Origin of the sequence: Paenibacillus sp. OK076, from assembly GCF_900110055.1 — a bacterium.
Lineage (GTDB): Bacteria > Bacillota > Bacilli > Paenibacillales > Paenibacillaceae > Paenibacillus.
The window spans coordinates 818,484-831,760 of the sequence record NZ_FOCH01000001.1 but is presented as its reverse complement, the minus strand read 5'-3'; the positions used below and the strand labels follow the sequence as shown (position 1 = coordinate 831,760).

At 43.5% G+C, this 13,277-nt stretch carries 16 protein-coding genes and 1 pseudogene; 5 read left to right on the top strand and 12 right to left on the bottom strand.

The features are described from left to right. Nucleotides 1–22: 22 nt before the first annotated feature. The 4 genes from BMY78_RS03770 to BMY78_RS03755 form a co-directional block, all read right to left on the bottom strand. Complete coding sequence (locus BMY78_RS03770; RefSeq protein WP_090894823.1) at nt 23–700, bottom strand: ABC transporter ATP-binding protein; 678 nt, start codon at nt 698–700, stop codon at nt 23–25. After that, a complete protein-coding gene (locus BMY78_RS03765) occupies nt 697–1,821 on the bottom strand; it encodes an ABC transporter permease (RefSeq protein WP_090894821.1) in 1,125 nt (374 codons plus the stop codon). The genes BMY78_RS03770 and BMY78_RS03765 overlap by 4 nt, the downstream gene beginning before the upstream one ends. Before the next feature lie 66 nt (nt 1,822–1,887). After that, complete coding sequence (locus BMY78_RS03760; protein ID WP_090894819.1) at nt 1,888–3,264, bottom strand: sensor histidine kinase; 1,377 nt, start codon at nt 3,262–3,264, stop codon at nt 1,888–1,890. Beyond that, nucleotides 3,261–3,938 carry a response regulator transcription factor gene (locus BMY78_RS03755; RefSeq protein WP_090894816.1) on the bottom strand — a complete coding sequence of 226 codons (678 nt, stop codon included), beginning with the start codon at nt 3,936–3,938 and terminating at the stop codon, nt 3,261–3,263. Before BMY78_RS03755 ends, BMY78_RS03760 begins: the two co-directional genes overlap by 4 nt. A gap of 313 nt (nt 3,939–4,251) precedes the next feature. Between BMY78_RS03755 and BMY78_RS03750 the strand changes: the two genes are divergently transcribed. Then, complete coding sequence (locus BMY78_RS03750) at nt 4,252–5,220, top strand: cation diffusion facilitator family transporter (RefSeq protein WP_090894814.1); 969 nt, start codon at nt 4,252–4,254, stop codon at nt 5,218–5,220. 164 nt (nt 5,221–5,384) lie between these two features. Here the strand turns inward: BMY78_RS03750 and BMY78_RS03745 are convergent, their stop codons facing one another. Continuing rightward, on the bottom strand, nt 5,385–5,801 hold the full coding sequence (locus BMY78_RS03745; RefSeq protein ID WP_090894812.1) for a hypothetical protein: 417 nt from the start codon (nt 5,799–5,801) through the stop codon (nt 5,385–5,387). Between the two features lie 66 nt (nt 5,802–5,867). After that, nucleotides 5,868–6,080, bottom strand: coding sequence for a hypothetical protein (locus tag BMY78_RS03740; protein ID WP_090894809.1), 213 nt, complete (start codon nt 6,078–6,080; stop codon nt 5,868–5,870). A 143-nt stretch (nt 6,081–6,223) separates the two neighbouring features. Here BMY78_RS03740 and BMY78_RS03735 point away from each other — a divergent pair, with 143 nt between their 5' ends. Continuing rightward, nucleotides 6,224–6,652, top strand: coding sequence for a hypothetical protein (locus BMY78_RS03735; protein WP_090894807.1), 429 nt, complete (start codon nt 6,224–6,226; stop codon nt 6,650–6,652). A 133-nt stretch (nt 6,653–6,785) separates the two neighbouring features. On the opposite strand, the pseudogene BMY78_RS03730 reads toward BMY78_RS03735, so the two are convergent. Further along, a pseudogene (locus tag BMY78_RS03730) lies at nt 6,786–7,103 on the bottom strand (NUDIX domain-containing protein); the annotation flags it as partial. A gap of 264 nt (nt 7,104–7,367) precedes the next feature. Between BMY78_RS03730 and BMY78_RS03725 the strand changes: the two are divergent. Both BMY78_RS03725 and BMY78_RS03720 read left to right on the top strand, forming a co-directional pair. Continuing rightward, complete coding sequence (locus tag BMY78_RS03725; protein ID WP_090894804.1) at nt 7,368–7,877, top strand: RNA polymerase sigma factor; 510 nt, start codon at nt 7,368–7,370, stop codon at nt 7,875–7,877. A gap of 2 nt (nt 7,878–7,879) precedes the next feature. Beyond that, nucleotides 7,880–8,926, top strand: coding sequence for an anti sigma factor C-terminal domain-containing protein (locus BMY78_RS03720; protein WP_256221939.1), 1,047 nt, complete (start codon nt 7,880–7,882; stop codon nt 8,924–8,926). A gap of 161 nt (nt 8,927–9,087) precedes the next feature. Here the strand turns inward: BMY78_RS03720 and BMY78_RS03715 are convergent, their stop codons facing one another. From BMY78_RS03715 to BMY78_RS03700, 4 genes are all read right to left on the bottom strand, one after another. Next, a complete protein-coding gene (locus tag BMY78_RS03715) occupies nt 9,088–9,951 on the bottom strand; it encodes a DUF4085 family protein (protein WP_090894801.1) in 864 nt (287 codons plus the stop codon). Between the two features lie 301 nt (nt 9,952–10,252). Next, complete coding sequence (locus BMY78_RS03710) at nt 10,253–10,699, bottom strand: hypothetical protein (protein ID WP_090894799.1); 447 nt, start codon at nt 10,697–10,699, stop codon at nt 10,253–10,255. A gap of 3 nt (nt 10,700–10,702) precedes the next feature. Further along, the gene (locus tag BMY78_RS03705; RefSeq protein ID WP_090894797.1) at nt 10,703–11,197 is read right to left on the bottom strand and encodes an NUDIX hydrolase; all 495 of its coding nucleotides are present in this window, start codon (nt 11,195–11,197) and stop codon (nt 10,703–10,705) included. Further along, nucleotides 11,194–11,592 carry a winged helix-turn-helix transcriptional regulator gene (locus BMY78_RS03700; RefSeq protein ID WP_090894795.1) on the bottom strand — a complete coding sequence of 133 codons (399 nt, stop codon included), beginning with the start codon at nt 11,590–11,592 and terminating at the stop codon, nt 11,194–11,196. Before BMY78_RS03700 ends, BMY78_RS03705 begins: the two co-directional genes overlap by 4 nt. A 245-nt stretch (nt 11,593–11,837) precedes the next feature. Here BMY78_RS03700 and BMY78_RS03695 point away from each other — a divergent pair, with 245 nt between their 5' ends. Then, nucleotides 11,838–12,425: an NAD(P)H oxidoreductase gene (locus tag BMY78_RS03695; RefSeq protein WP_090894793.1), complete on the top strand. Its 588-nt coding sequence runs from the start codon at nt 11,838–11,840 to the stop codon at nt 12,423–12,425. Between the two features lie 102 nt (nt 12,426–12,527). Here the strand turns inward: BMY78_RS03695 and BMY78_RS03690 are convergent, their stop codons facing one another. Continuing rightward, the gene (locus BMY78_RS03690; protein WP_090894791.1) at nt 12,528–13,169 is read right to left on the bottom strand and encodes a FusB/FusC family EF-G-binding protein; all 642 of its coding nucleotides are present in this window, start codon (nt 13,167–13,169) and stop codon (nt 12,528–12,530) included. Nucleotides 13,170–13,277: the final 108 nt, after the last annotated feature.

The following is a 13,277-nucleotide window of genomic DNA, read 5'->3' as shown; positions in this document are numbered from 1 at the left end:
TTTACACTTTCCACTCTGAGCGCTAATGGTGTACCAGTTTCCCGTTTTCCAAAAAGAGAACCCGATCACATAACGGCAAAATACGTTCATCATGCGTAACCATGACTGCACTCTTGCCCTGCTCCTTCACGAGCCGTGCAATCATGCCCACAATATCCAGTCCGCGTTCCGCATCCAGACTGGCTGTCGGTTCGTCCGCGAGCAGGACGGCTGGATCATTCATCAAAGCTCTGGCAATGGCAACCCGCTGGCGTTCTCCGCCGGAAAGCTTCTCGGCATATGCCTTACGTCGATGCGATAAACCTACCGTATCCAGCAGCTCATCGACCCGCTTCTCTGCCTTGTTTTTGTCCGTTCCAGCGAGCTTGGCAACCACCATCAGTTGTTCTTCCACTTTCAGATACGGAATGAGGTTGGCACTTTGAAAAATAAACCCGAGCTGCTGGAGCCGTACATCGGATATGTCCTGTTTGTTTTTGCCCATAATCGATGCGCCATCCAGCATAACCTGTCCCTCCGTCGGTTCAAGCAGTGCACCTGCGATGGACAGAAATGTACTTTTGCCTGAGCCGGAAGGCCCCATGACCGCGACGAGCTCTCCTTCGGCCACCTTAAGATCCAACTTATCCAATATCGTCCGTTTGACCCCGCCATCTTCGAATGTCTGTGTAATTCCCTGCAATACCAGTCGGTTTCTCATGCTGCTGTCCTCCCAATCGCATCAAGCGCATCAATTTTGGTAACCTTCCACACCGAGAATAGCGAACCCGCCATAGACATCACCACGAATAACACGCAGGTTAGTGCCAGGGTGGACAAACCTAATTGAAACGGCATTGAAGCTGGCAAGATCGATTCAAACAGCTGAACCAGCAGCACACTGATCACCAGACTGCCGATGGACAGAAGCAATACTTGCAATGAAACACTGCCCGCCAGATACGAATTTCGCGTCCCAATGGCTTTCAAAATACCAAATTGACTCGTTTTCTGAATCGTGATGACGTAGAAGAATACCGCAAGCACAAACGCCGAGATGACAAATAAAAAGGCAATCATCATGAGCAGCGAGCCCTGTTCTTCCTTGTACCCAGGAATGGCCGATACTGCATCGGACTTCGTAATCACTTCCGTATTCGGCAAAGCAGTACTGAGTCTATCCACCTTCTCACCTGCATCTTTAACGGCAATCGCACTGTATACCGGAGCATTAGAGTCTGCTGTTCCTTGTGAAGTCCGGGAACCTTCCTGAATAGCGAGCCATTCCTGCTCGTTCATGAACACAACTGGTGAGTGACTGAAGGACTCATTTTCCACAAATCCCCCCACGGTCCACTCCGTTCCCGAGGCTTGATCGACCAGTAGCGTTCCAATCGTCACGCCAGATTCAGACAGTTTTTGATCCACCACAACCTGCCCGTCTTTCTGATCCGTAATTGGAGAGCCTTCCGTTACGATTGGAGCCAGCCAGCCTTCCGGGTTCACCATAAATAGCGTTACATCAATCTTCTTCGTGTCACCAGCTGGACTGACTGTTGTCATTTTCACACCCAGCGGTTCAGCGTTCTCTTGCCCCACAACGGAGCGTGTCTGCTCCAGTTGGTCCTGATTCACCTGGGAGCGGGTAAAACGATGATTCGAATCCTGTTCCAGAACAAAATGGGTTGCTGCCATATTTTTGATAGATGCCGCGTTATCATACGCAAGCCCCTGTGCCAGACCTGTGACAAACAAAACCAGAAATGATACAAGCACCATAATTGTAGCAATTAGTGCATATCGCCCTTTGGCAAACCTCATCTCTCTAATAGCCAAGTACATATTCTCTGACCTCCTCTTGATAACCCAAGTATAGGAGGCGAAGATGAACGGCAAATGAATAACAGATTACAACTGCGGAAGCGTCACGGTAAAGACCGTTCCTTCAGCTGAACTGGAGACCTCGATCGTACCGTCATGGATGCGGATAATTTTCTGCACAATAGCAAGCCCCAGCCCGGTCCGGCCGGAAGAACGCTCTCTTGCACGGTCAACCCGGTAGAAACGATCAAACAGGAAAGGCAAATGCTCCGCTGCAATCCCATCCCCTGTATCCCGAATATGGATTACGCACTGGGCATTGGTCTCTTCTGCTCGAATCTCGATGCTTCTCCCCTGCGGGAGATGATTCACAGCGTTACCCAGCAGATTCATCCAGACTTGCATGAGCAGAACTTCATTGCCATAGAGTTGAATGGATTCGGGTACCGAGATCCTTAGCAGCAGTTCTTTTTCTTCCAACTGCCATTGCAGCACCTGAACCGCTTGGCGGAATTGATCTCGCAGAGAAAATCTCACTTTGATCAAATCCTCATGACCTTGTTCAAGGGAGGACAGCAGCAGCAATTGTTTACTAAGCAGCGAGAGATGGCGGCTCTCCTCTTCAATAATGGAAGCGTAGTGCTCCCGCTCTTGTTCAGGCAGATCCTGATCTGCTACCAGTTGGGCAAATCCCTGAATCGAGGTCAGCGGGGATTGAATCTCATGTGATACGTTGGATACAAACTGCTGTCGTGCCTGATCCACTCGCTCCAATTCACGACTCATGGTCATGAAATGCTGGGCCAACTGTCCAATCTCATCACGACGCGTGGTGGACAATTTCAGATTATAGTTTCCTTGGGCAATTCGTTTGGTCGCCTCGGACAGACGTTCAATCGGATTCACCAGATAGCGGGTACTGATTATAAAGAGCAGGATACTAATGCCCACCGTAAACGCTCCAATCAACGCAAAAAAGATACGCAGCTCACCGAATTGCAAAATGACATCCGGGCGCATAAACAACGCATAACTTGCATTGCCCATCTGTAGATGAACACCAACGGTATTGCTCAATTGATTATCGAAGAAACCGGTAATGAAAGGTTTGCTGGGAAACTCGGCGACGCCGTGGTATATCTCACCACTGAGCACCTGATCTACAGCCTGCTTGTCCAGATCCTTCTGGCGGAATTCACGGCCATAGAATTGGTCATACCCTTTTCCATCCGTCACATATATTTCGTAGCCTAGCGCTGCGGCATTGTTCAGGTAATGCTCTACCGTAGCGGGCTCCTGTTCAACAAACTGCTTCATTTGCGTCGCGATCCCCACCAACTTCTCGTCATTGAAAGATTTCAGCTTCGCATGATAATAAATATTGGATAAAAGAAAACCCAGCATGGCGCTGACCAGAATCACCGCGATTGTAATCATGAATACCCGAAAATACAGTGATCTCAATGCGGTTTCACCTCAATCTTATAACCAATCCCCCGTACCGTCTGAATGACAAAATCATCCGCATAATCGGCAAAACGATCACGCAGCCGCTTGATATGTACATCCACGGTGCGATCATCGCCTTCATAGTCCGCTCCCCAGACCAATCGAATAAGTTCATCACGCGAGAACAAACGACCTGGAAACTGGGCAAGCTGAGAGAGCAGCTCAAACTCCTTCATTGGTAAAAAGAGAATCGATTGCCCATCGGAGACCTCGACATTGTTCCGGTCAATGACGATGCGATTCATGCGAATGATATCACTGGACGTGCGATGGTAACGACGAAATAACGCCTTGACCCGGTAGACCAGTTCCTCAGGTTCAAATGGCTTCGTCACATATTCATCTGTACCTCTCAAGTACCCATCCCGCTTGTCGGATAACTGATCCCGTGCTGTCAGCAGCATGATCGGGATGTCATAATGTTGGCGAATAAAATCACATAACTCCAGTCCGTCCATTCCTGGCATCATGACATCAAGGATCGCCAAATCGATTGGCGTTTCTTGTATTAGTTTGACCGCTTCCAATCCATCCTGCGCTTCATGAACCCGATATCCTTCCTTGGTCATGACATGCCGGAGGAGTGCTCTAATATTGGCATCGTCGTCCGCCAGAAGCAGATTCTTCATATTGTTGTCGGCCCCTTCTAGTTTCAAATTCATCTAATATGTAGCGGGAACTTCCGCGATATTGATCCTGCACAGATGGTAGCACAAAAGCAACGTAAATCGCCAGTGAACATGCAATGAAGCCCCGCGTGCATGTTTATATTTTCTCAATTCTGGTTGACACTATTATTAGGCCCACTTATAATAAAACCATAACATATGAACAATTGCTCATATGTTCATTTATAAAAACTTTATCATTGCCAAGGATCACTATAGTCACAAAAGAAATCAATTACATAACGGAGCACGGCTCCAAAGGAGAGGATCTCGTATGTCCGGACATCATCACAGCCACGACCATGGACACAATCATGGTAGTACCAATAACAAGAAAGTACTGTTGTTTTCCTTCATTATTATTACCGTTTATATGATTGTTGAAGCCGTTGGCGGTTTCATCACCAACAGCTTGGCCCTCATCTCTGATGCAGGTCATATGTTGTCTGATTCCATAGCTTTGGGGATTGCCTTGCTGGCGTTCACCTTTGGCGAAAAAGCGGTGAATACAGGCAAAACGTACGGGTACAGACGCTTTGAGATTTTGGCAGCCACGTTAAATGGGGTCACCTTAATCGCCATCTCACTTTACATCTTTTACGAAGCAATTGGTCGCTTCATCAACCCACCAGAAGTCGCAACAGTCGGTATGTTGATCATCAGCATCATTGGACTGCTCATCAATATTTTGGTGGCCTGGATCATGATGCGCGGCAGCGATACAGAGAAAAACTTGAATATGCGCGGAGCTTATCTCCATGTCATCAGCGATATGCTGGGATCGGTTGGCGCCATTGCTGCGGCTCTGCTCATGATGTTCTTCGGTTGGGGATGGGCGGATCCACTCGCGAGTGTCATTGTTGCTGTACTGGTTCTGCGCAGTGGATTCTTTGTTACCAAATCATCTTTGCATATCTTGATGGAAGGTACTCCGGCCAATGTGGATGTGAATGACCTGGTGCAGACTATTAAACAAGTCGATGGTGTCAAAGGTGTACACGATGTGCATGTCTGGTCCATTACCAGCAACCTGAACGCACTTACCGCACATATTGTGGTGGACGGAATGATGGATGTATATGCATCCGAGGTGCTTGTTCAGAAGATTGAGCACCTGTTGGAGCATAAAGAAATCAAACATGTGACCTTGCAAGTCGAGTCTGAGAAGCATCTTCACGACACCTCGGTATTATGCACCGTCAAAGGTGACGCACCGGATGCTCATGCGCATCATCATCATTGAGATTAATAGTTGTAAATAGAAACAGGACTTATTCCCGTTAGAGGAATAGTCCTGTTTTTCATTTTGCACGTAACTTTAATTCCTTTCGGGTGTTATGTAATATAGATGGCAGTATCGAAACAATAGACTACAAGTCATCATTATTAAAGGAATATATAATTAGCTTATCCATTTAAGTGGATGGCCTGGATATGTTCTCGATCAAAATCAATAATCATAATGTGACCTTGTAATACATGGTCTCCACAGGCTATCGTTGCTCCATAGTCCTCTTTACTATTAAATGTGATATCTACTTGATAAACTTCAATTTCATTAAACCAATCCTTATGTACTTGTTCACGAAGTTCGTTCTCATAGTAATTTCGAAATACTTCCTCACACTCCGTAAACCAATGCAGATATGACTCTACTACATCAGCAATTGCATCTAACTGAATAGTCGCCGATATATAGATTCGGACATCCTTTAAATCTTCATCCTTTATGGATTGCTTAAATATTTGCACTGTATTTTTCAAAACATAACATTTGTACCTCTCATCACTCTCTTCCACGAGCTCAATGAAATCACTTTGCATCTTAACCCTCCTTCCATAAAACGACCTGCATGATGCAAGGTATTGCTTCTTGAATAGGCACCTATACTATACTTTCTCGTCAATAATATATTTATTATCGCCTTGTTTATTGTTATTTTGTTTTTTAATTTCAGTTCTCAAATAATGTACTTCTTTTATTAGATCCTCAAGTCTTTTCGATGTTTTTGATGAATCTATAGCATAGCGTATAACTGCAGCAACGATAAGAAACACAATAAAACATAGGATCAACGCTATAAGAGCTCCAAAGAATTCCATCCTGATTTACAACTCCTTACTTATATTAAACTGTAATTGATTAACTGCTATGTTTACATGCATATAACGTATTGTCAAACCAAGTGCGACGGAATTACGCTGGAGGATTTGTGAATACCACTATATAGAAAGAGGTAATAATCATGACAAATAGAGCATTTTCCCCGATTCTTCTGCTCATCCTACTTCTCACAGCCTGTGCTTCAGAAGTTCCTGCTGAAAACCATGACACTGAGGTTATCCTAAGAAAAGAAGCTATACCCATAATTACGAATGTTGAGACTAACTATCCCGAAAAAGAAGGTTGGATTGTAATTCCTACAGATAGCACAGAGTTAAATGTCACAGTAGAGGCGACCAATGCGGAAACACTTCTTTTCTGGGCCGTTCCAACAGGAACTGAGACTTGGGGAGAACGAGAACTTATCGGGTATGATACCAGCGAGGACGATGGTTGGAAGATAACGTGGGATATTGCGGGTAAGTCTTTGCATCATCACGTGATTGTTCAGGCATTGGGAAGTGATGGTAAGACCATAACCGATAAAACGATAAATATTACGAATGAGTAAGGTTGATTTAAATCCTTTAATTAACGAAGATATAATTAATATTGGAGGCCTCCCCCGATAACTATTATCTTAGGTGAGCCTCCATTATTTTGTTACTTAAAGCCTATACTCTCTTTCAAACGGCTAAATCGTTTTACTTCTTTCTGGAATTCCCCACTGAAGTTCCAACAAAATGGGAGGATAATAGATGGGGTTGATCCATGAGTAGTTGTCCAGATTTGATACTGCATTCAAATATGATCGTTAAATATTCAACCTGGTGACCATTACTGTATGTAAACCGCTGCTCTTCACCACCATAGATCCCTATCACTTTCTCCGGTTCTATGATAAGTCCTGTCTCTTCCCATGCTTCTCTTACCATCGTTTGAGCAGGAGTCTCCCCGAGCTCGATTGCTCCAGCGATTAAACCCCAGTTGGTTTCATTATGTTTACGACCTAACAATATCTCTCCTTGTTTATTTCAGATAACCCCAGCCACACCCGGCATTCCAAGAGAATTTTAAGTTGTTAAGCTACACTATATCTTTCGGGCCCAATTTATAAGTTTTTTTTCTAAACTTTCTCATTAATGATATGTTTTTTGTTCTCTTACTTATGGTCACTCCTTTTTCTTATTTCAGTTTTCTAAAGAAACCTCCTAAAATTTTTCAATTTTACTGTAACATTATTTGACTTGACCCGTTGTCTAAAGAGAAGGAGGAGGAAACTTGAAATGAGGAGTGATCTATATGCAGAACTATTCAAGCAGTACCAATCCTCCCTGCATCTCTATCTATACCGTATGTGTGGATCTCAGGAGACAGCTGAGGAGTTAGTTCAAGAAACCTTTTACAGAGCCATGGTATCCATGAAAGCCGAGCATGCAAATTACGCCAGAGCCTGGCTATACAAAGTAGCTCGGCATTTATTTATTGATTGGTATCGTAAATATCGTGGAGAAATTCAAATGAATCGAGAGATGGAACAGCAAGCAACAGAAAATACATATCGTTCCCCTGAGGAAGTACTCACAGCTCGTGAACGAACCCTTCGTATTCAACAAGTGATGAAGAAACTTCCCGAACAGTATAGAACCATTTTGTTGCTACGAGAAATGAACGAGTTATCTTATAACGAACTTTGCGAGATTCTGGATATGAACATGAATCAGGTCAAGGTCACCCTTTTTCGTGCCAGAGAACGATTCAAAGTAGAAATGCTTCAAATGAAAGGAGACGTTTGAGAATGTCTAAAACACCACATGATGAGGAACGTGTATTTCAGGAAGAGGATTTTGAGTATCAGCGTCCTGAATGGGGTCATAAGCAGTTTAAACGAATGGTTTGGAAAACGAGATGGAAGTTTTTCCTAAATGCAGGAGGAGCTCTTTTTTTAATATTTATGGTCTATCACATCTATGTATCGTCACTCCATATCTACTTTGACCAATCAAAGGTACGTAATGACTTCATTCGTTCGATTGTATCTGTGGTTGAGATGCATGGTGACGGACTTCGGGTAGAGAAGACGAATTATGAACTCTTTGAAGTAACCCCACTCCTAACCCAGAAAGCTAATCTGAAAATATATCGACATGTGGGCTCATGGGAAGTAATCACAGGTGAAATTCAAGCTGAACTCAGTATAACCGGTAAATTCACCTATACGATTACTAATACAGGAGCGTATATGAATGGCAATAACCCAGGCCCTTTCTATCTCCCTTACTCCCTAGTAGATGGTATACCTACTAAAGCCTCTGATGAAAGCAGTAGCTTGAATCGGCTTCGTAAAATTGATGATGGACATGTCGCAGAGATGTCATTATCCTTGAAAAACCTAGCGCATCCCGATCAACTGATGCAGCTTCTTACAGATTATGATGTTGCAGTAACCGCCATGCCGATCTATTCTGGCGAATTAAAAGATCAAGATATCTCTTACTCTCGGTCAGGCATGTTCAACTATAATATTCCTCATTTGAGTCTTAAACCTCTTTCTGAATTTAAAGAGGATGGGGCAAATTGGTATAACTATTTCGTTCCAGAAGATTCAGGGCAGATGCAGGAGCAGGTTCAAGCGATGTTGTCTGATCTAGAATGGATGTCAAACCATCTTGAGTACAGTGGTGCTGAACTAGATAAACAACGTCTTGCCTATTTAAAAAAGAATGGCGTTCAAGTATATGGCGCGGTGGTTACTGGTCCTGTACGAGAGTTAGAGAAACTTACAAAGGTTCCGGAATTCCAACATTTCCAATTGAATCGAGTAGAGATATGGAATTGGGATTAAGATGACTTATCCAGTATCGACATTACGTTTCATATAAAAAAGAGATGATACCTGTTTAATCAGTGGTATTATCTCTTTTTTTCTGATTTCTTTTACCATAAAATCACCTTGTGTAACGTTATTGTTGCGAGAAGCTTAGTTTCTCTACCGCCGCCTCTGTCTCACTCTTCTTCTGCAAGAATATCTTCACAGCGAACAATCAATTCGGGCATATTTTCTCCGTAAAATAAAATATGAAGCTCATATCCGTTATCAATCCGGTACAGCTCTTGATACAGCCAGTAACTGCCTACAATCATACCCTCTTGCTTGATGATTTCGGTTGCAACCAGCGTAAGTTTATTTATATTGGTAAAGCCCCCACGAGTGTCAAAACGAATAACGACCTCATCACCCGTCAGCAGTTCCGTTACTGTACAATCGTGAAATTGAACCCGGCTACGAATTTCATGGGGAATATCCTGTGCTAAAATGACATCCCTGTATTCATTGGATACATGCTCCATCTCTCTCCTATTTTCTGCACTCTGTTTCTTTAGCTGTAGCATAACTTCTCTCGTGCAATAACCCAACGTAAATACACGGATATCCGCAATTTGCTCATAGATTTTCTTGGGTAATCGTTCTTTCTGGTGTTTGTAATCCCATTCCTGCATGTCTTTAAATGCAATTCTATGCTGCAGTTCGTCAAAAGGAGGCCTCACATCAAAATCCGCGATTAATTTGTCGATCCTCTCTCTTTCTTCAGCAGGCATCTGATATACTTTTTTATCATCTTCCGATATTTCATTCCCACTAAAAAACTTCTCGGCAGGTACAAAAACATGGCCATTTTGCTCCAGCAAAAAACGAGGATCTGTATTGTACATCTCACGCTGAAGCTCTATATACTCTTTTTCTTTTCTTTTATACCGTCGTAGGAAAAGTGCTTCGTTTAATTCGTAAGTTCCTCTATGTACCCTCATCCCAAAATGTAGTCCTGTCCGTTGACACAACTCGTACCATTCTTTCGTTAAATATCTCATATGCACCTCTTCTGCTGATTTTTAGAATCTACTTTGCTATTGAAGCGTAGAGCTTTTTAATTTGTGACGAGAATTTAGCTGCAACTGTAATATGTGTGCGTTTAAAATAAGCTGTTAATTGTTTAGGATGATTTTTGACAATATCATATTCTATAATCGTGTTAGCGATAACCAATCTCGTAAAACCCAGAACCTCGACAATTTCAGATCGATCTCGTTAGAAATTGCTCTATTGATTTCATCGCTACTCCTCCAAAATCTTCAGCCTCAACGATTCCTTATATTCAACAGACGTACTGGTCTACGCTAAGGTTTGAAAAAATTTGTGTTTTATTTCTTTGTCGTTTCGCTCCGCCCATTCATGCACAGCTTCTACGCCTGCGGATTCCTGACCTCGTTGAAAATAAAAACATAGATCCATCGGCACTAACCGTTTACCATAGAGTTTGATGCCAATCCGTCTGTAATTCATATAAATGCATTCAATCTCGGATGCATCGTATTTCCGATGTTTCGTAGAAATCACATGATCGCTCTCCAGCGTGATACTGGGTTTAGTGAAAAATAAACGCCAGATCAGAAAAACGATATAACCCAGAATATAGGTCAATATAATGATCAGTGAGTACTTCAGAATACCATTTTCATCGTAAATAACATTTCTGAAAAGCATAGCTTCAATGGCCAGCATGCATAGTAGGTTCAACAATGATCTTGGATAAATTGTCTTGTATGTGATGAGTTCCACCTCCTAATCATTCTCTTTATTAATCCGAAGCCACTCGGAAGGGGCTTTTCTGGCAAAATGCTTTTCAACAAAATCCAAAATATCATCAATGCCGGGCAATGCCGCATTTTCTTTGGCTTCGTCAAACGTCATCCATTGGTACTGGGTATGTTCATGATTTAACCGGACAGGCTGGCTTTCATCCACGTATCCTACGAATACGGGAGCGGTATAGATATACTCCCCCATGGGTGAATAATATTGTTCGAATTGATTGGCAGAATACAGCCGGACTTCAGTAATACCTGTTTCCTCGTGAACTTCTCTGAGTGCAGCTTCCCATGCCTTCTCACCCTTTTCTATCCCGCCGCCAACATAACACCACTCGTTATGCAACATACGACCAGCCCGCTTTAGCATCAGTACACGGTATTGATCGAGGCTCTTCTTCAACAGAACTACAGCCACTCCTTCACAACGAATGGGGACTACCTGTTTCACGTGCTCTGCACCATTCAATTTCTCGCCCCCTTCTCTTCAGAATCGAAGTCCTCCAGAACCTTAAATTTATCCCCGTGGATTTTATCCAAATGCTCTTCTCCCCAATAACATAAATGGTCCAAGGCAGGCTTGAGTCCCCAGCCGTAGTCCGTTAACTCATATTCCACTTTGGGAGGAACCTCCGAATATACCTTACGCTGTACAATCTCGTCCTTTTCCAGACCTCTGAGCTGTGTTGTCAGCATCTTCTGCGTAATGTCGGGGATTAACCGTCGAAGCTCCGACGTGCGTTTACGTCCGGTCATCAAATGATAAATAATCAAAGGCTTCCACTTCCCGCCCATCACTTCCAAGGCCGCTTCTACGCCTACTTTATATTTCTTCGGAGCGTTTGTGTCTTCATGTTCCGTCATTCTGAACCCCTCCATAATCAGGCTGTATTCAAGGTAAAACGTAATCTTCTTGCTGCTCTTTTTTCTATTATTTAAGCCCATTTCGAGGCATCCATTCAGGGTACTTTAATGTTCCTATGGCACTTCATTCTTCCTATAGAACATCAAAGTGCGTACTTCCAGATGTTTTCATACCTGTTTATAATAGCATCAGCCATTGATTCATGGCTACAAGACTGCATTGCAGAAAGGTAGTGAACGTTAAGATGAACGTACTCGTTGTAGTATCCCACCCAAGAAAAGATTCCTTGACCTTTCAGGTAGCTGATCGTTTTGTACAAGGTCTTGCCGAGGCTGGTCACGGTTATGAGATACTGGATTTGCATGGGATTGGATTCGACCCAATTCTTCGTGAGATGGACGAACCAGACTATACCCAAGAAAATCAGGTGTTCTCACCTGAGGTTGAAACCGAGATGAAGCGATTGAAGAAACACGATGCTGTCGCTTTTGTGTTTCCTCTTTGGTGGTGGCATCTGCCAGCCATGTTGAAAGGGTATGTGGATCGTGTCATGAACAACGGGTTTGCATATGGCACGAACAAACTTCCTCATCAGCAGATATTGTGGATCTCTCTTTCAGGTGTGACGGAAGAACAGATGCAGAAGCGCAACTATGGTGAATCGATTGCCAATCTGCTCAATGTAGGTATTGCCGATTACTGCGGCGTGTCCCGATCCAGGGTTGAGTTTTTATATGAAACGTTGGAATCCAAACCTGAGCATTATGAGGCACTGCTGAACCATGCGCATAACCTGGGACTGAACTACGCCAATGATCCTTCGACGCTATAAAGGTATTATAGTGCTACATTGATATGACACCTGACGTCCCAATTCCGCTTGAACACAGCAAAAAGGTCGCTCCAAAGAGCGACCCTGTTTGTTTAGATTCAATTATTTTACGGTCGAGAGAAGAAACTTCTCCAACATACTAGTATCGGTGATACTATGGTTACAAGCTGTGTTATCCATGCATACGTACTGGGCCACGGAAGAAATGTTGTCCGGCGTATAGCTCTTGGTCTTTACGTTGAAGAATCCGAGCTCCTGATGGCGATGACAGAACATACAATACCCTTTCTTGTTCGTGGCTGTAAGCCGTCCCTCAATTCCGAGGAATCTGCCTTCATACGGATACACGATGAACAAGCGATCGGTAGCAATGTCGGTCCATCTCAGATAAGTTGTACGTGCGTAATCGATGGATTCCAGATCCGGCACTTTGAGCTTCTTTACCTTGGGAAACAGCTTCTGAATTTGCTTCGCGGATACTTGCGGAAATGGAATCAGATATGCTTCCAGCTGGTTCAGATAGGTCTGCAACTCATGTGTCGTCTCATACGTGGATAACTGCTCCAGCAGTTGCTTCTGTTCCAGAGTAAGTTCATCGAAGATGCTCACCGCATTTGTGCCGACCGTATAACGGACGGTTTCCAATACTTTTGGATCCACAACCGAGCGTAGCGTTTTGAGCAGGAAATCAGCTTGTTTTTGAATATAATTAAATTGATGATTCTGAATAAATGGTGTTTGCATGGCGTTCAGCCCCTTATTTTTATTGGAAGAACAAATAAGGTGCAAAGCCTGCGGGATGAACCATTATGTTGATATTGATTTCAGGGCAACAATCTCATTTTTGTCGCG

Excerpts from the sequence above, each read along its gene's own strand:
- BMY78_RS03715 (WP_090894801.1), bottom strand. The coding sequence starts at position 9,951 with ATGAGATATTTAACGAAAGAATGGTACGAGTTGTGTCAACGGACAGGA.
- BMY78_RS03735 (WP_090894807.1), top strand. The coding sequence starts at position 6,224 with ATGACAAATAGAGCATTTTCCCCGATTCTTCTGCTCATCCTACTTCTC.
- BMY78_RS03750 (WP_090894814.1), top strand. The coding sequence starts at position 4,252 with ATGTCCGGACATCATCACAGCCACGACCATGGACACAATCATGGTAGT.
- BMY78_RS03770 (WP_090894823.1), bottom strand. The coding sequence starts at position 700 with ATGAGAAACCGACTGGTATTGCAGGGAATTACACAGACATTCGAAGAT.
- BMY78_RS03745 (WP_090894812.1), bottom strand. The coding sequence starts at position 5,801 with ATGCAAAGTGATTTCATTGAGCTCGTGGAAGAGAGTGATGAGAGGTAC.
- BMY78_RS03765 (WP_090894821.1), bottom strand. The coding sequence starts at position 1,821 with ATGTACTTGGCTATTAGAGAGATGAGGTTTGCCAAAGGGCGATATGCA.
- BMY78_RS03690 (WP_090894791.1), bottom strand. The coding sequence starts at position 13,169 with ATGCAAACACCATTTATTCAGAATCATCAATTTAATTATATTCAAAAA.
- BMY78_RS03740 (WP_090894809.1), bottom strand. The coding sequence starts at position 6,080 with ATGGAATTCTTTGGAGCTCTTATAGCGTTGATCCTATGTTTTATTGTG.
- BMY78_RS03725 (WP_090894804.1), top strand. The coding sequence starts at position 7,368 with ATGAGGAGTGATCTATATGCAGAACTATTCAAGCAGTACCAATCCTCC.
- BMY78_RS03700 (WP_090894795.1), bottom strand. The coding sequence starts at position 11,592 with ATGACGGAACATGAAGACACAAACGCTCCGAAGAAATATAAAGTAGGC.
- BMY78_RS03755 (WP_090894816.1), bottom strand. The coding sequence starts at position 3,938 with ATGAAGAATCTGCTTCTGGCGGACGACGATGCCAATATTAGAGCACTC.
- BMY78_RS03695 (WP_090894793.1), top strand. The coding sequence starts at position 11,838 with ATGAACGTACTCGTTGTAGTATCCCACCCAAGAAAAGATTCCTTGACC.
- BMY78_RS03720 (WP_256221939.1), top strand. The coding sequence starts at position 7,880 with ATGTCTAAAACACCACATGATGAGGAACGTGTATTTCAGGAAGAGGAT.